Consider the following 16,549-nt stretch of genomic DNA (forward strand, 5'->3'; position numbering starts at 1 on the left):
CTTATTCTTTGAAAGATTTCAGTACGAAATGTAAAATCGTGGAAACGATGCGTTCAATGAAAGAGGGTTCGCTTATTCCGCCGAGTGTTTCTTCGAGCAGATTGGCCGGACGGAGGTTTTGTTTGGCTCCTTGAAGCCCGCGTTTAAACTTCTGCGCATGAATTTCACGCTCCAGTTTCAGGATCTTCAAGTCCAGGTCGATTTCTTCGAAGGAGTTATATTTTGGGGGATTCCGGCTCATCAATCGTTGAGAAAAATAGTGGAACACTTACGCAAAATCTGCCGTTCGATGATTTTTGAGCGCACAAATAACAACAGGAGAATCAGTACAAGATAAACTCCTGCTACGATCAGGAATCCGAGCCACATGCTTTGCAACGCTTCTCCGATTGCCAGTGCGGCCGAAACGGATCCAAAAATCAGGAACATCATCAGAAAGAAGGAAAGCAAAAACACCTTCACGACCATTTTGGTGGATTTCATCATGATCTTGAAGCCCCACAATTTGTAATATTGAATGGTGCTTTCTAAATAGGCTTTCGCTTCTTCCTGAATTTGCTGCGTATTTTCTTTTAGTTCGTCAAACGCCATCTTACTTTGCTGTTTTCTTCACCGGAGTTTTCAATAAATCCAGTTTTGCTTCCAGCAATGCGATCAACTCGTCTTTCTCGTGATTCCCGCTGTCAATAGCCTTATCAATGAAATCACTTAGGTTTTCACCTACGTTTTCCGCTTTGCGATGCAGGAGTTGTGCCAGCTCGTGATACTTGTCGATCAGATCATCTTTCGATTTGCCTACACCCTCTCTGATTTTTTGGCGTGTCGCGGATCCTTTGTCCGGGGCCAATAAAATTCCAATTCCTGCACCAACCACTGCACCTGCTACAAGTGCTAAAACGATGTTTCCTGTGTTACTAGACATAATCTTAAGTTTTTGTGTTCCTAATAAATATAGAAATAAAAGTCAGATTACACGGCAAGCAATCAGGGATTTAACGTTAATTCTGATTTTTCCCGGAAGGGGAGAGCCACGAATTCGTGAATTACGAGTTCCGAATGCTGCATTCCGAATGCGAGAAGATTTATTTTTGCATTAGGCATTAGGCATTAGGCATTAGGCATTAGGCATTAGGCATTAGGCATTAGGCATTAGGCATTAGGCATTAGGCATTAGGCATTAGGCATTAGGCATTAGGCATTAGGCATTCGTAATTATTTCAGTTCTGACATCACAAAGCTGCTATTCACCTGCCCGATATGCGGGATGCGTGCCAACCGGTTCTTCAGGAAATCCTGGTAAACCTCCATATTTGCTACTTCGATGATCAGCATATAGTCGGTTGCCCCGGCCACGTGGTAGGCATGACTGACTTCCGGTAATTCCCTGATGGCGCTTTCAAACACATCGATCCCTTCTTTCTGGTGGCTTTTCAAACTTACCTGGCAGACGACCTTCAAATCCCTGCCGATGGCTTTCCGGTTGATCAATGCAGTGTAGCCTTCAATGACCCCGATCCGTTCCAGGCGCTTGATCCGTTCAAAAGTAGGCGTCACCGAAAGCCCGATTTTATTCGCTACTTCTTTGTTGTTCATTTTGCCGTTTGCCTGCAGTAAAGCAATGATTTGCCGGTCAATTGCATCTAAAGTCGCCATAGCGTTGATTTTTTGAGAAAATAATTCTGCTTTTAACAGATCAAATGTTAAATATCAGAATGGAAAAACACAATTCTCCAAAAATATAGAATAATGTTCTTTGAATTGATAGCATGGTAAAATTTCCTTTTTCTTAGTGGAAGTATTAACGTATAAAATTCTAATGAGACCGGAAAGTTTAATGATGAGCTACGGGTACAAACCTTCTCTTTCTGAAGGTGCTATTAAATGCCCTATTTTCCAGACTTCGACCTTTGTGTTCAATACGGCGGAAGAAGGAAAAGCATTTTTTGAAGTAGCTTATGGTATTCGTGAAAAAGGAGAAAATGAGGAGCTGGGATTGATTTATTCGCGATTGAACAACCCGGACCTGGAAATTCTCGAAAATCGTTTGTGTTTGTGGGACGAAGCAGAAGATTGCGCCGTATTCGAAAGCGGTATGTCGGCGATTTCAACGGCCCTGATGGAGTTTTTGGCTCCGGGAGATCTGTTGCTGTATTCGCGTCCTGTTTACGGTGGAACCGATCATTTCATCAACCATTTCCTGAAAAAACTGAACATCGATTCGATTGGTTTTCGGGCAGATGAAGATTTTGATACGATTGTTGCCCGGATTGAAGCCACCGGAAAGGCGGATCGTCTGCGCATGATTCATATCGAAACACCTGCCAATCCGACCAATGCACTGATCGATATCCGGATGTGTGTTGCGATCAAAGAACGTTTTTCAACTCCAGATGCAGAAGTGATTCTGTCTGTCGACAATACCTACATGGGACCATTGTGGCAGCATCCGCTGAAACACGGAGCAGATTTGGTGTTGTATTCCGCAACCAAGTACATCGGCGGGCACTCGGATGTGATTGCCGGGGCGTGTCTGGGTTCCAAAGCATTGATGGCACGTATCAAGGGATTGCGCACCTTTCTCGGAAACATGGCTGGTCCGTGGACTGGTTGGTTGCTGATGCGTAGTTTGGAAACCCTGAAAGTGCGCATGGAAGAGCAGGCTAAAAACGCAGTGGAAGTGGCAAAATTCCTGCGTTCGCACCCGAAAGTGAGTCGTGTATACTATTTGGGCTTTATCCCGGAACAGGGAAGTGAAAACGAGAAACGCATTTATGCGGAACAATATACGTCCAGCGGAGCAATGATCGCTTTTGATGTGGTCGGGGGAGAGAAGGAAGCGTTCACATTCCTCAATAATCTTAAACTGATCAAACTGGCGGTAAGTTTGGGGAGTACGGAAAGTTTGGCGGAACACCCGGCAACCATGACGCATGCAGACGTGCCTTCGGATGTAAAAGAAGCTATGAAAATATCTTCGTCATTAGTTCGTTTATCCGTTGGTGTTGAACACTACGAAGATATTATTTCAGATATTTCACAAGCGTTAAACAACGTTTAAATGATTTTCTCCGTCATAATCAGGAGAAAGTGGGAGTTTTAGTTGATTTATTACAAGACAAATACTCCGATTACACCACAATCTAAATTACTACTGCAAATTCCCCTGCTGGCAAAGGTCGGCCGGGGAATTTGGTTTTATAGTCTCTCAATATTCACGATCACTCTTTCCGGGCTTTTTTCTTTTTCAGTGTGAGTGTGAGAACTGAGTGTGGGATGGTGGTTCGAAGCTGAGATTTTGTCTCCTCCTTTGAAGGAGGACCGAGGAGGATGGCAAGACCCAAATCTTTCGCAAGTACTGTTTTCATTCCGGTTCCTAAAACTCACAGCGGTTCGATTCCCTTTTGCTCGGAAAGTGTTGTATTTCAGATTTTTTTGGTAGTATTGAAAATATAATATTTGAACTATTTGCTGGAAAAGCGTCCACACGAAATCGAATTTAGAAAATATGATTCTCGAAATTAAAATCGACGAAGGGTTTGCAACTATGCTTGCGGCAATCATTGCAGCCTTACTTTCATTATTTACACTTTTAGCTGTAAAACCCGCTGAAATGCGTTCTGCGAACCGGCAAGCACTTGAACCATACATTCATGATATTTCAGACTCAATTCACCAAATACTTGCAACAAGTACCATTCTACTTAAGAACAAATCGGAAACTAGTAGACTTAACTGGGCAAATAAAGCGTCAAATGCCAAAGAAAAACTTAAAGAGATAAGGCCAAAAACCAGATATTCGCTTTGGGGCCTTGAAAGATACCTGCTCAGTTTAACAAGACTTCCAGACTACACTCTCTATACACTTGAAGATATTAATGTAGCTACTAAAGTAGTTAAGAGGGGTGGTCGATTTGGAAATAAAATTGACAAATGTGTAAGGCAGTGCTATATAAGAGGAAGATCGCCAAGATTTTATGACCTTTGGATTTTAGCATACTATAATTGGCGATTTAAAAAAGTTCGGAATGATTACAAATCAAAAAGACTAAACTAATTTCAGTTCAATGACATTAAATGATTTACTTCCACTAATAGGAGGTCTTGGAATAGGTGGAATTTTGGGCATAGTGGTTAAACACTTTCTAGACAAAAAATCTGAATTAAAAATTAAATTGAAAGCTATCAATGAGGAGAAATACCGAACAGTACTAATTTATATGAGTATTATTTTGAATCCAAGGAATAAAGATCATTTTGTGCTAAATGACAATATTTTGTATTCATTGACAACAGAAAACGATATTCGAGAATATTCTACCTCTAAATTGAATGAATACTATTTTCAATCCCTTTTATATGCCTCTGATGATGTTATGAGGGCATTTAAGTCTTTTTTAAATGATCCTTCAAGAGAGAATTATATAATTTCGGCACAAAAGATGAGAATTGATTTATGGAATAGTAAAACTCAGTTGAAAATCTCAGAAATCTAAATCATTCCGGTTCGACTCCCATACCGCCTCTCCTCTTCTCAGCATAGTAGAAAGTTATGCCAGACACACAATTTCATTGAGCTTCAGAGGTCTTTCGTCTTCCGTAGCCTCTTGCGCCAGCCTGAATGCTTGCATGAAGTAAACCAAAAAACTTTTCAATTCTCCGTTGAACCCTCTTCCAAATTCTCCCTATCTTCGTGCTTTCTAACAAATTGATATTTTTTTTCCAAATGAATCCGACACAGGCATTAGCGATTTACAATAGTTTAAGTGGTGAAAAAGAAAACTTTCAGCCCATCATTCCCGGAAAAGTTGGAATGTATGTCTGCGGACCTACGCTCTACAGCGAACCGCACATGGGAAACATGCGCACCTTCATCAATTTTGATTTGATTTACCGTTATTTCCTGCATTTGGGTTACCAGGTAAAATACGTCCGCAACATCACGGATGCCGGTCACATTACCAATTCTGCCGGAGAAGCGGTCGATTCCATCGGGAAAGCGGCACGCCTGGAGCAGGTACAGTCATTGGAAATCGTATACAAATACAACGTCAAGTTCCAGGAATTGCAGCGCATTTACAACCTGCTTCCTCCATCCATCGAGCCAACAGCAACGGGACACATCCAGGAACAGATCGAAATCATTGAGAAAATCATCGAGAACGGATTTGCTTACGTAGTAAATGGTTCTGTTTACTTCGATGTGCGTTCATACAGCGAAAAGTTTGAGTACGGGATCCTGAGTGGACGCAAAGTAGATGAGCTGGCAGAGGAAACACGCGAATTGAATGCACAGGACGAAAAGAAATTCTTTGCGGATTTTGCCTTGTGGAAAAAAGCACACCCGGAAGACATGCAGATCTGGCGTTCACCGTGGGGCGACGGAAACCCGGGATGGCACATTGAATGTACAGCGATGAGCACCAAATACCTCGGAGATCAGTTCGATATCCACGGAGGAGGGTTGGATCTCAAATTCCCGCATCACGAAGACGAAATTGCACAAAGTTGCGGTTCGGTTGGCTGCAACCCGGCGAACTACTGGCTGCATGCCAATATGCTCAACGTAAACGGACAAAAAATGTCCAAATCGCTGGGGAATTACTTCCTGCCGAAGGAAATCGTGGAAGGAACCACGACCGTTTTTGATAAACCGTACTCCCCGCAGGTGATCCGTTTCTGCATGATGCAGGCGCACTACCGCAGTACACTTGACTTTACGGCAGATTCATTGAACGCTGCTGAAAAAGGATTTGCACGTTTGTCGGAAGCATACGAGAAACTGGGATCACTGGAAACGAAAGACAGTTCTTCTACCGATGTTCAGGCACTTGTGGATTCATTCTACAAAGCAATGAACGACGATTTCAACGCGCCGATGCTGGTTGCAGGGTTGTTTGAAGCCGTGAAATACATCAATACCATTTCCGAAGGAAAAGCAACGATTTCTGCTGCTGACCTGGAATTGCTGACCAAAGAGTTTACCGGGTTTGTCTTCGACGTACTTGGTCTGTCAATTGAAAAAGCATCTTCGGATAAAGCCCTGACAGCTGCCATGGATCTGGTACTGGACATGCGTAAATCGGCACGTGAAAACAAAGATTGGAGCACCTCCGATAAAATCAGGGATCGTTTGACAGAAGCCGGAATTTTGGTGAAAGACGGAAAGGAAGGCGCAACGTGGACTGTTAAATAGACTTTAAAAGACAGAAGAGGCAAGACTTAAGACCAAAGAAGGTATTTAAGTCCTGCGTCTTTAGTCTGATGTCTTTAAGTCTTTAAAATGGAAAAGTTCGGAAAACCATACAAACTCTGCAGCCGCAAAACCATCGGCAGGCTCTTCAAGGAGGGCGGGCAGGTGCGTGCCTTTCCGTTGAAAGTGTATTACCTCGAAAGTGAAGCGGATCAGAAAACTCCGTTCCAGGTGGTTTTGTCTGCGCCGAAACGCCAGTTCAAACGTGCCCACGACCGCAATTACGTCAAACGCCTGTTGAAAGAAATCCTCCGGAGAGAAAAACAGCCTTTGGAAGACTTCCTGAATGAGCGGGAAAAGCAGTTGGCGCTGATGATTGTGTATACCAACAAAGAAATCATTACGTACCCGGAATTGGAGAAATCCGTTCGGAAATTGGTAACGCGGTTAATGGCAGAACTGTCGGAGAACACCTGATTCTCACAATCCTTCGTCAAAAAAGCTAAAAAATCAGGGAACGTTTCCAATCTTTCGGTATTTTTATCCACCCAAAAGCGGTTTCACGGAACGGTTTTTGAATAGCACCAAATAAGAGAAAGCACTGCTTTCGATAAGAGCCGGCAGAAATGCTGGTGAAGACTGAGCAAAGCAATGATGAATTGCTTCAAGCGAAGGAACACGTGTTAGCATAGTTAAAATTAAGCGAAGCTTTTGATGGAAATCAAGTAGGCGACGCAGTTCAAAGAAAAAGAATAAATATGAAGCAGTTCCTGCATGTTTTCGTCCTGTTAACCCTTGTTATCGGTTTCAGTTCTCCGTCAAAAGCACAATCCAACGGATTTGAAGAAATCAAATCAATGGAATTGATGGACCTCATTTTCCAGCAACTGGAAATGAACTACGTGGATGAGATCAAACCCGGTGAAATGAGCAAAACCGCTATCGACGCGATGTTGAGACAGCTCGATCCGTACACGGTTTACTACCACGAGTCGAACATGGAAGACTACCGCATGATGACGACCGGACAATACGGTGGAATCGGGGCATTGATTCGTAAAATGGGTGATTATACCTACATCGCAGAACCTTACGAAGGAAAACCGGCTCAGTTGGCAGGTGCATCGGCGGGTGATAAAATCCTGTCTATCGACGGAAAAGACATGAAAGGCAAAGCAAGCGATGACGTTTCTGATGCGCTTCGTGGCCCCAAAGGTTCAACCATCCAGTTGAAAGTAGAACGCGACGGCCAGGAAAAAACAATCTCCATTACCAGAGACGAAATCAAACTGGCAGATGTTCCGTATTTCGGAATGTTGAGCAATGGAACAGGATATATCAAACTGAATAGCTTTACGCAAACAGCTTCCGCAGAAGTGACTTCGGCATTCGGAAAACTCAAGCAGCAGGGAATGACTTCACTGATCCTGGATTTGCGTGGAAACGGGGGAGGTTTACTGTTTGAAGCAGTGAAGATCGTGAACCTGTTCGTGAAAAAGGGACAAACGGTGGTTACTACCAAAGGCCGCATTCCGGATGAGAACAGAACCTATGCAACTCCTGCCGAACCAATCGATTTGAATATTCCTTTGGTGGTTTTGGTAGACGGCGGATCCGCGTCAGCTTCGGAGATTGTTGCCGGAAGTTTGCAGGATTTGGATCGTGCAGTCATCATCGGAACGAATTCCTTCGGAAAAGGATTGGTACAGCGCACCTTCGACCTGAAATACGGATCAAAAATTAAATTGACGATTTCGAAATACTATACTCCTTCCGGTCGTTGCGTGCAGCGTTTGGAGTACTACGACAAAGAATTGGGTGAGAAACCGAAAGCCATTGCCGATTCACTGCTGAAAAGTTTCAAAACGGTGAATGGCCGCAAAGTGATCGACGGACGTGGGATCGAACCGGATATTGAAGTAGACCAAAACGATTATTCCCGCTTACTGATCATGCTGGTAAGTAACAACGTGATCTTCAATTATGCAACAGACTTTAAGCACTCGCACCCGACAATCGGTCCGGCGAAAACATTCAAGCTGACACCCGAAGAATACGATGCGTTTAAAGCATATGCGCTGAAACAAACGTTTACCTACTCCACAGCTTCGGAAGAACAGCTGGAGAAAATGAAAAAAACAGCAGAAGAAGAAGGATATTTTGAAGACATCAAGGCGGATTATGACCAGTTATTGTCAAAAGTAACTCCATCCAAAGAACGCGATCTGGATAAGTTCAAGGATGAGATTAACGACGTGCTTTCCAGTGAGATCGTATCGCGTTACTATTATCAGAATGGTCGTGCTGAACAGGCATTCCAGGCTGATAAAGACGTGGTGAAGGCGCTGGAGATCCTCTCCGATATCAAACAATGGAATACTATTCTCGGGAAATAAACGTTATCGGTTTTATATAGCAATGACTTATGCTGGATAAACTGACCGGTAAGCCCGTGCATTACTTTGTTCAACTGGTTGCAATGATAGGAATTGCCGCCGGGTTGCCCTATAGTAAAATTCCGTTGTCACTTGGGACGATGCTTTTGGGCTTGAATGTTATCCTGCTCTGGGACTGGAAAACAGTATGGAAAAACTGGATTTCCAACAAATGGCTCTGGTTGCTTTTTGCCTATATCGGAACCGAAATGCTTTCCATTTTGTGGTCACATAACCAAACGGAGGCGCTTGACATGATTCGCAAGGAAATGCCCCTGTACACCATTCCGCTTGCTATTGCAGCTATTCCGCTTACCCGATTCAAACATTATATGTGGGTTGCACTGGGCTTCCTGGTTGCTGTGTTCATTACGAGTTTCATTAATGTCGGAACGTATTTCCACTGGTGGGGATCAAAAGTATACGACGATATCCGAAGCATGTCACTCTTTATTTCGCACTTGCGCTTTGCGATGATGATCGTTCTGGCATTGGTGTTCTGTGCGGCCTGGTGGATCCGGAAATTCCCCTATCGCTGGATTGCGCTCCTTCTGGCTTGTTGGTTTGTGTTTTACATCAACCTGTCGCAGATCGGAATGGGTTACGTAACATTCTCCGGGGTGGTTTTCACGATGTTCTGCTTCAAGGTGAAATCGGTAAAGAAAATCTGGGTAAAACGAAGCCTGATTGCCTTTTTTGCAGCGTGTATCCTGGCTTCTATCGCATTCATTGTTGTGAAGTTGCAGCCGATCCCGCACAAGCGGGAAATCGTTATGGAAGATTACGGCAAACGAACTGTAAACGGAAACTTGTACACCTTCGACAACCCGGAAAACATGATCTGGGAAAATGGCTATCCGGTTCAGTACTTTGTGTCCGATGAAGAACTTGAAAAAGAGTGGGCGAAAGTGTCCGACATTTCATATGTCAACGGAACCGATCTGAAAGGAAACCCGATCCGGAATATTTTGCAGCGCTACATGACTTCCAAAGGACTTCGAAAAGACTCGGTGGATTTTCAGCAGCTCACCGAAACCGATATCCGGAATGTGGAGCGCGGATTTGCTTCGGTTGAAATGGCAAAAGGAGGAATCTCGGCGCAAATCTACCGGATGCGGAATCAGCTGAACAACGCGGAAGATCCGAACGGGAAATCGCTTTTGGAGAAAGTGGAGTCAAACAAAGCGGGTTTGACGATCGTGAAACAACATCCCATACTGGGAGTAGGAGTAGGAGACATCAAAGATGCATTTCATGAAACCTACCGGTTGAATCATACCAAGCTGACACTTGAAAATCAGCATTTAACACACAATCAATACCTCACCAGCTGGGTGGTGGGTGGTATTTTCTGCTTCCTTGCTTTTGTCTTGTGTTGGTTTGTGCAATTGGCCGTTGCCTTGAAAATCAATGCATTCGAATGGACCGGTTTCCTGGTGATTACCATGCTTTCCTTCCTCATCGAAGATACGCTTCAAACACAGACAGGTGTTACGTTTGTTGCCTTTTTCTTTGTGTACTTCGTCACCGGGAAAAACATCCTGTATCCTGACCGAACAGAAAAGGAGTACCAGTTGGCGAAATAGCCACGAGGTTCATTCTTGACAATTTTATAATTAGCTCATTGATAATGAATTCATTAGCGCCATAAAATGAACCCGCCCAACTCACATCGAATATAACTTCTCAGTTTTACCTGTTCAATTTTTACTTTTTCCTACCTTTGCACACAAATTGAGAATCCATGCGTTTTGAGCTGACCAAAGACTTTCTTGAACGCATCCGGCAGGCAATCGTGTCGGAGGATAATCTGTGGATCAAAGAACACATCACCGACCTGCACTTTGCGGATATTGCCGAAATCATGGACGAATTGTCGATGGAACAGGCAAAATACCTCTACTATCAGCTCGATGAAGAGCTTCAGGCAGACGTTTTGATGGAATTGGAGGAAGAGGTTCGAGACCGCTTCCTGTCTTCTTTGTCTCCCAAAGAAATGGCCGAACAGTTGGAGAATCTTGACTCCGATGATGCGGCGGATATCCTTGGAGAACTTCCGGATGAGAAAATCCAGGAGGTAATCTCCCAGATGGAGGATGACGATGCAGCTGATGACATCGTAGACCTGCTCAATTACGACGAAGATACGGCGGGGGGACTCATGCAGAAAGAGTTCATCCAGGCAAGACTTGACTGGCCGGTAAACCGTGCATTGGTCGAATTGCGCCGGCAGGCAGAAGATGTGGAGCAAGTCTATACCATTTATGTGGTCGATGATCTCAACAAACTGGTCGGAGTGCTGTCACTGAAGCGCTTGCTGTTTGCCAGCCCGAAAACCCCGATCCGTGATCTGTACGAAGGAAAAAACCTCATTTTCGTTACCACCAGCGATTCATCCGAAAAGGTGGCGAAAGTGATGGAGAAATATGACATGGTTTCCGTTCCGGTAGTCGACCTTCAGGGAAAATTGGTGGGGCGTATTACCATCGACGACGTGGTAGATGTCATCAAGGAAGAAGCAGACAAAGATTTCCAGCTGGCTTCCGGGATCTCCGAAAAAGTAGAATCGAATTCCAGTGTCTTCCGCATTTCAAGAGCACGTCTTCCGTGGCTTTTGATCGGGATGCTCGGTGGAATCCTGAGCGCGCAGGTGATTTCGCGTTTTGAAACCAATATCACACACCTTCCGGCTTTGGCCTTTTTCATCCCGCTGATTACGGCGATGGGTGGAAACGTGGGAGTACAATCTTCGGCCATTGTGGTGCAGTCACTGGCACGTGGAAACGATCCTTTCGACAGTATCTTTTCGAAAGTCGGGAAAGAAGCCATTGTCGGAATCGTAAACGGTTTGCTATGTTCCTCTTTGATCTTTGGAATTGCCTATTTCTTCAATGATTACCGCCTGGCGTTTGTCGTCAGTATCTCCCTGTTGACGGTTACTATTTTTGCAGCCATTTTCGGAACCATGATCCCGTTGATCCTGAACCGCTATAAAATTGATCCTGCACTGGCAACCGGTCCGTTCGTTACCACTACGAACGATGTCCTCGGACTGTTTATCTACTTCACCGTAGGTCTCCTGGTATTGAGCTAAAGTTCCGGTTTCTACTTACCCGGTCTTAAAATCTTGTGATTTTTGTACCTGCGGAACGCCCATATCTGCGGAATATGCTTCGTCTTTTCATTATGGCAGACTGTTACTTTTTCATTTTTTTGTAAAATAGCCGTCCTTTATTTGTTTCATTTTTAATAAGTTATCATTTTTATTTCAATTTTTTTCATTCAAAAAAAATCCAAACCTTTTTTCCGGTCGTAACTGAGTCAAATTTTTAATTCAAAACTTGACGATTATGAAAAAGGGATTAGTAACATTCGCATTTGCTGTTTCGGCAGTATGTTTTTCAGCTTCATTTGCACAAACAGTGATGGTAGGTGGTGAGGCCATGTATCCGGCAAAGAACATTGTGGAAAACGCAGTTAACTCAAAAGATCACACAACGCTTGTTGCGGCGGTGAAAGCAGGAGATTTGGTTGAAACACTCAAAGGAAAAGGACCTTTCACGGTTTTTGCCCCGGTAAACGATGCGTTTGAAAATCTTCCGGCAGGAACAGTGGAGACGCTTTTGAAACCAGAAAACAAGGCAACATTGGTGAAAGTATTGACTTACCACGTTGTTCCTGGAAAAATGGATTTCAACACGATTGCTGCAGCGATCAAAAAAGGAGGCGGTAAAGCCGAAATGACAACTGTTTCAGGAGGAAAATTGTGGGCAATGATGAACGGAGACCACAACATTACGATCAAAGACGAAGCAGGAAACGTTGCAAACATCTCCACATACGATGTGTACCAGTCAAACGGAGTGATCCACGTGGTAGACAAAGTGTTGATGCCGAAAATGTAAATTTTCACGGGAAATAATTTCGGCTCCATACTACAGTGTCCGGGATTACGTACCAACCTATAGCAAGGCGAACCCTGGCTTCACCGGAAGGTGGATGTCAGGGTTTTTTCTTTGAATAAACAGGAAGGTTTAACAAGTTGTTTCCGTCCGTTTCCAGGTTAAACTGTTCAAAGAGCGATTGGATATCTTTCTTAACATGGGTTTTTAAAACAGGTACTTCAGCTTGAAGAGCTTGAAGCCAGCTCATTTCTGAAACCGGAATTTTGAATGCAAGCATATCGGGATAAAAGTCCCCCCATCCCATCTGGAGGTTCAGAGCCCGGTTGATTTCCAGCCGGAAACCCAGAAAAGGGATTCTGTACCCGTTTACTTCCGTTGTGAAGTAATAATTTTTTAAATCAAAATACTTTTGACCCAGCCCACCGTATTCCATGGAATAATGAAGATAGACCTGGATATTTTTTGCTTCGGCCCATGTAACAACAGAATCTCGTGGCGGGTAAATGAAACAAATCGTTCCATCGGGATAGATCACCGTAGAATCTTCACCGTATTGGTTGACAAGCGGTAAAGAGCTTTCAGGACCCGGGATGATTTTCAACTCATCAAAATAGTGCTTTAAAGTGTCTTTTTTAGAGTCTGAAAACTCAAAGTTTAATCCATAAATTCCAAACCCGGATGATCCGTAGCCGAATAAATGCTCCACAGCAGGTGTTCCTAAGAAAACAACCGGATCATGACTTCGTGGAGTATAATAACCCGGAAAAAACCAGTAGCCCGGATCATGACCATCCAGATTTTCCGTCCGGATCTGTAAACAAGAATCTTTGAATCCATTCCGGTAATAGCTATTAGAATCCGTGAGTTTTGCGGTTAGAAGCGGATTTGCCTTGACGATCAATTCGTATTGGCCCATGCGCGCAAATGCCGGAAATGAAAAAGAAAGGATGATGTCATACTTGTCGGAACCGGAATATTTTTTGGCTAAACCGATCCGGGAAATTCCGATGTATTTTTCCTGAGTTTCTTCATTTTGAACCGTGTCCAGATAAAGAACCAGGCGGGAAATGTTACTCAGTTCGTAATAGTCTTTGGGTGTCGGCGGATAAACGTAAGTGGAAACGCCATCGATTTGAATCATGGAATCTGCAAAGTTCCCAAACGAATCCGGTTGTCTTTTTTTCAAACGATCTGTTGACTGCCGGCCCTCGTGCTCGTAGAAAACAAGTCCGGGTTCAGCCTGGCGAATGCGATTGATCGTCTGCTTACTTGCAAATTGCGGACTTGGGATGACATTTTGAACCAGGATTCCAAGCAAACTTTGGGGATTGGCCGGATTAAACAAAGCTTGATAATTGGCTTCGTTCCGGTCAATGATTTTTACCCCGATAGGTTTCCGGATCGGCGGGTCATATGAAATATACCCCACTTCACTCTGGGAAAACAATTCCAGATGAGCTAACAGCACACAAACAAGGAAACAAACAGTTTTGAAAAAGGGGTTCATCGTTTAAAGAACAGAGTATTTTCTTTAAAACTAATAAACTTTAGTCAACGGGAAGTAAGGCTTTTTATTCCACGACAAATTTCTCCTGCAATTCCGTTTTTTCATTGATTGCACGTACGTGGTACGTTCCTTTTTGCAGCGCCACTTTATTCATCGGAAGTACGTGGTGTCCCTTTTGCAATTGGTGGTTGCTTTGGTACACAATCCGTCCGTCTGAAGAAACGATCTGAACGAGGTAACTTCCGCTTTTAGGTACATTCAGTTCCAGACTGAAGCTACCGCTGTTCGGATTCGGTGAAACAGAAACCGGTTTTTCGGAAAGCTTGGTTTCAATGGAACGAATATCGGAAAGCGTAACGAGTCCGTTGATATCGACACTTGCAAGCTGATAGTAACTGATGCCATTCAACGGATCACGATCCATGAACGAGTAGAATTGCGGCGATTGAGAATCTCCCAGTCCCGGAACCTGCCCGATTTCTTCAAACTGCAGATCACTTCCTGCCCGGAGAATCGAAAAATGGTGATTTTCCTTCTCAAAATTGGTCTGCCAGCTCAGCTGCACATCACCTCCGGAATGAGCGGCTTCAAAGGTTCCGAGTTCCAGCGCAAGTGGACACGTGATGATAAATGTTGCTGTTCTCACCGTTCCGCAGGCATCTGTTACTGTAGCGGTATAGGTAGCCGGTCCGTTTGCAACCGTCAGCGTATTGGATGTGGCTCCGGTATTCCATGCATAGTTGTATCCCGGAACTCCATACAACGCCGCCGGATTCAATGTGGTGGTTCCCGATGCACAGGTTGCTGCTGCAATCGTCGTAGAACCGTTTCCGGTAGTTGTATTGGCAAGTGTTTCAGCGTTTCTTCCCTGAACAGTGACGTTCCAGGAATTCATGTAATTACAGTAGTTCGTTGCCCAGTTACAATTGTCATACGTTCCGTTTCCGGCACAATACGTGCGGTTGCTGTTAATCGTAAAGCTCAATGTTTGATTGGAGCAGGAAGGTGTATAGCATTGCGCCAGGGTTTGAGTTCCCGAACTGGCAAAAGGAAGGACCGGATTCCAGGTTCCGATACTGTTACAACCGCTGCACGTCCAGATGGTGCCTGGAAATCCAGCCGGAGTGCCTCCCCCACAGGAAGAAGTAATCCAGATTCGTGCTTCGGAACGCCAGCAGTCGTCGTAAATTCCCCAGAACGGGTAAGAAGTCAGGTAGCAGTAATCCGTAACAACCACCCAGCCTGCAGAGACATCCCACGGAGTGGTTCCACCCGGAAAGGTCACATTGATGGTATTGGTACAGGAAGCAGGAGTTGGTCGTGAACCGATGATATTTGCTGCTGAGTTCACAGGGCCAACGACAGTAACCAAAGGGTCGATTGTGATCGGGTACACTTTGGACGGATCATTCAACTGCGCCGAATCACACAGAATCTCAAGGGCATTTCCCTGCAGGGTATACGGATTGAGCCAGGATTGTTTGTTTGCAGATGCATCATAACAGCGCGCACTGTTGAACTTGATAACAGCTTCCCCGGTGTGAATGTCTTCGAAAATAACCGGTCCGTGAGAGATAAATTCATCGGTGTACACGAACCCGTTTAAATGAGCCGGTACCTCAAGTTGATCCGTGAAAATCAATCGTTTGACATGCAGGTTTTCCCGGATAATGAAATCGGATTTGATCTTTCCTTCTGAAAAGATGATTTTCATGTCAATCCCCGGAAAAATGTCCGTGATATAAGCGCCTTCGTTTCCGACGCGCGCCTGGGACCAGTTTGCCTGGTGCATCGTCTGTGAATTGTCGTTGTGAATCACTTTCAGTGCATAATGATTGAACTTGAATTCAGATCCGTTTAACCGGAACGAAGTAAGTTTGTTCGCCAAATCCAGCTTGGTGGGCCAGTGCTGTATTCCCGATTCATACACTTGTGCAGAAACAGGATGCAGGGTGGGATCGATGGCACGCCAGGTTCCGTTTTGATACAAATTAATTGCACCGCTTGATTTCTGGATGTAGAAAAAAGTCGGTTTGTCCAGGTCCACGTAATAGCGCGAATCATCTGTTCGTTTGCTCAAATCTTCTACCACGTTTTTCCCGAACGGAGCATCAAACGTCAATTTCCCGAAGTCGGGGTGATTGTAGAAGACCGGCGAATTGTATTTTTTTCCGGCATCTGCGGAATACGTTCGCTGTGAAATGAATTCGATTTGTGAAGACATTGGGTCGAAAACGGTGACCTGGGCGGTTAATTGTACAGATAAAGGGAATGCAAGTAGTGCAGTAGACAGGTACTTCAACATAGCAAGAGTATTGTAGGTTTCAAGGCCGTGTAGACCTAAAATTGTAGTGTAATTTTGCTTTACGCGGTTCAAATATAGGGCTTTTTTGCGGGTGTGAAATTAATTTTTGATTAGAATATGGATTTTAACAGTCTGATTTCAAATTCATTGATGTATCAATTTTTTAGTTGAAGTTTAGTACAGTACCAAACCGGAGTCTGAAAGAAA

Annotated in this window: 15 protein-coding genes; 9 read left to right on the plus strand and 6 right to left on the minus strand. The window is 44.2% G+C overall.

Annotated features, from left to right (window positions below; translation table 11 throughout):
* Position 1 precedes the first annotated feature (1 nt).
* The 4 genes from ABDV94_RS18815 to ABDV94_RS18830 form a co-directional block, all read right to left on the minus strand.
* Positions 2–241, minus strand: a complete 240-nt coding sequence (locus ABDV94_RS18815) for a DUF6327 family protein (protein ID WP_343748769.1) — start codon at positions 239–241, stop codon at positions 2–4.
* Positions 241–591 carry a competence protein gene (locus ABDV94_RS18820; RefSeq protein ID WP_343748770.1) on the minus strand — a complete coding sequence of 117 codons (351 nt, stop codon included), beginning with the start codon at positions 589–591 and terminating at the stop codon, positions 241–243. Before ABDV94_RS18820 ends, ABDV94_RS18815 begins: the two co-directional genes overlap by 1 nt.
* A 1-nt stretch (position 592) precedes the next feature.
* Positions 593–922, minus strand: a complete 330-nt coding sequence (locus tag ABDV94_RS18825) for a YtxH domain-containing protein (protein ID WP_343748771.1) — start codon at positions 920–922, stop codon at positions 593–595.
* A gap of 290 nt (positions 923–1,212) precedes the next feature.
* Positions 1,213–1,653: an Lrp/AsnC family transcriptional regulator gene (locus ABDV94_RS18830; protein ID WP_343748772.1), complete on the minus strand. Its 441-nt coding sequence runs from the start codon at positions 1,651–1,653 to the stop codon at positions 1,213–1,215.
* A gap of 163 nt (positions 1,654–1,816) precedes the next feature.
* Between ABDV94_RS18830 and ABDV94_RS18835 the strand changes: the two genes are divergently transcribed.
* From ABDV94_RS18835 to ABDV94_RS18875, 9 genes are all read left to right on the plus strand, one after another.
* Positions 1,817–3,058, plus strand: coding sequence for a cystathionine gamma-synthase family protein (locus ABDV94_RS18835; RefSeq protein ID WP_343748773.1), 1,242 nt, complete (start codon positions 1,817–1,819; stop codon positions 3,056–3,058).
* Between the two features lie 447 nt (positions 3,059–3,505).
* Positions 3,506–4,054, plus strand: a complete 549-nt coding sequence (locus ABDV94_RS18840) for a hypothetical protein (protein ID WP_343748774.1) — start codon at positions 3,506–3,508, stop codon at positions 4,052–4,054.
* A gap of 10 nt (positions 4,055–4,064) precedes the next feature.
* A complete protein-coding gene (locus tag ABDV94_RS18845; protein WP_343748775.1) occupies positions 4,065–4,493 on the plus strand; it encodes a hypothetical protein in 429 nt (142 codons plus the stop codon).
* 230 nt (positions 4,494–4,723) lie between these two features.
* On the plus strand, positions 4,724–6,193 hold the full coding sequence (gene cysS / locus ABDV94_RS18850; RefSeq protein ID WP_343748776.1) for a cysteine--tRNA ligase: 1,470 nt from the start codon (positions 4,724–4,726) through the stop codon (positions 6,191–6,193).
* A gap of 87 nt (positions 6,194–6,280) precedes the next feature.
* Positions 6,281–6,667: a ribonuclease P protein component gene (gene rnpA / locus ABDV94_RS18855; RefSeq protein WP_343748777.1), complete on the plus strand. Its 387-nt coding sequence runs from the start codon at positions 6,281–6,283 to the stop codon at positions 6,665–6,667.
* Between the two features lie 281 nt (positions 6,668–6,948).
* Positions 6,949–8,586: a S41 family peptidase gene (locus ABDV94_RS18860; protein ID WP_343748778.1), complete on the plus strand. Its 1,638-nt coding sequence runs from the start codon at positions 6,949–6,951 to the stop codon at positions 8,584–8,586.
* An 83-nt stretch (positions 8,587–8,669) separates the two neighbouring features.
* Positions 8,670–10,211 carry an O-antigen ligase family protein gene (locus ABDV94_RS18865; protein WP_343748779.1) on the plus strand — a complete coding sequence of 514 codons (1,542 nt, stop codon included), beginning with the start codon at positions 8,670–8,672 and terminating at the stop codon, positions 10,209–10,211.
* Positions 10,212–10,369: 158 nt separating this feature from the next.
* Positions 10,370–11,719 carry a magnesium transporter gene (gene mgtE / locus ABDV94_RS18870; RefSeq protein WP_343748780.1) on the plus strand — a complete coding sequence of 450 codons (1,350 nt, stop codon included), beginning with the start codon at positions 10,370–10,372 and terminating at the stop codon, positions 11,717–11,719.
* 256 nt (positions 11,720–11,975) lie between these two features.
* The gene (locus tag ABDV94_RS18875) at positions 11,976–12,530 is read left to right on the plus strand and encodes a fasciclin domain-containing protein (RefSeq protein ID WP_343748781.1); all 555 of its coding nucleotides are present in this window, start codon (positions 11,976–11,978) and stop codon (positions 12,528–12,530) included.
* Positions 12,531–12,627: 97 nt separating this feature from the next.
* Here ABDV94_RS18875 and ABDV94_RS18880 read toward each other — a convergent pair whose 3' ends face one another.
* Entirely contained in the window at positions 12,628–13,998 is a 1,371-nt protein-coding gene (locus tag ABDV94_RS18880; protein WP_343748782.1) for a hypothetical protein, read from the minus strand.
* A gap of 103 nt (positions 13,999–14,101) precedes the next feature.
* Positions 14,102–16,342 (minus strand): T9SS type A sorting domain-containing protein, encoded by a 2,241-nt coding sequence (locus tag ABDV94_RS18885; protein ID WP_343748783.1) that lies wholly within the window; start codon positions 16,340–16,342, stop codon positions 14,102–14,104.
* Between the last annotated feature and the right edge of the window lie 207 nt (positions 16,343–16,549).

The sequence above is a fragment of the Fluviicola sp. genome (genome assembly GCF_039596355.1).
Taxonomy (GTDB): domain Bacteria; phylum Bacteroidota; class Bacteroidia; order Flavobacteriales_D; family Crocinitomicaceae; genus Fluviicola.

Coding starts and splice junctions, on each gene's coding strand:
- ABDV94_RS18815 (WP_343748769.1), bottom strand. CDS start 241: ATGAGCCGGAATCCCCCAAAATATAACTCCTTCGAAGAAATCGACCTG.
- ABDV94_RS18820 (WP_343748770.1), bottom strand. CDS start 591: ATGGCGTTTGACGAACTAAAAGAAAATACGCAGCAAATTCAGGAAGAA.
- ABDV94_RS18825 (WP_343748771.1), bottom strand. CDS start 922: ATGTCTAGTAACACAGGAAACATCGTTTTAGCACTTGTAGCAGGTGCA.
- ABDV94_RS18830 (WP_343748772.1), bottom strand. CDS start 1,653: ATGGCGACTTTAGATGCAATTGACCGGCAAATCATTGCTTTACTGCAG.
- ABDV94_RS18835 (WP_343748773.1), top strand. CDS start 1,817: ATGAGACCGGAAAGTTTAATGATGAGCTACGGGTACAAACCTTCTCTT.
- ABDV94_RS18840 (WP_343748774.1), top strand. CDS start 3,506: ATGATTCTCGAAATTAAAATCGACGAAGGGTTTGCAACTATGCTTGCG.
- ABDV94_RS18845 (WP_343748775.1), top strand. CDS start 4,065: ATGACATTAAATGATTTACTTCCACTAATAGGAGGTCTTGGAATAGGT.
- cysS (WP_343748776.1), top strand. CDS start 4,724: ATGAATCCGACACAGGCATTAGCGATTTACAATAGTTTAAGTGGTGAA.
- rnpA (WP_343748777.1), top strand. CDS start 6,281: ATGGAAAAGTTCGGAAAACCATACAAACTCTGCAGCCGCAAAACCATC.
- ABDV94_RS18860 (WP_343748778.1), top strand. CDS start 6,949: ATGAAGCAGTTCCTGCATGTTTTCGTCCTGTTAACCCTTGTTATCGGT.
- ABDV94_RS18865 (WP_343748779.1), top strand. CDS start 8,670: ATGATAGGAATTGCCGCCGGGTTGCCCTATAGTAAAATTCCGTTGTCA.
- mgtE (WP_343748780.1), top strand. CDS start 10,370: ATGCGTTTTGAGCTGACCAAAGACTTTCTTGAACGCATCCGGCAGGCA.
- ABDV94_RS18875 (WP_343748781.1), top strand. CDS start 11,976: ATGAAAAAGGGATTAGTAACATTCGCATTTGCTGTTTCGGCAGTATGT.
- ABDV94_RS18885 (WP_343748783.1), bottom strand. CDS start 16,342: ATGTTGAAGTACCTGTCTACTGCACTACTTGCATTCCCTTTATCTGTA.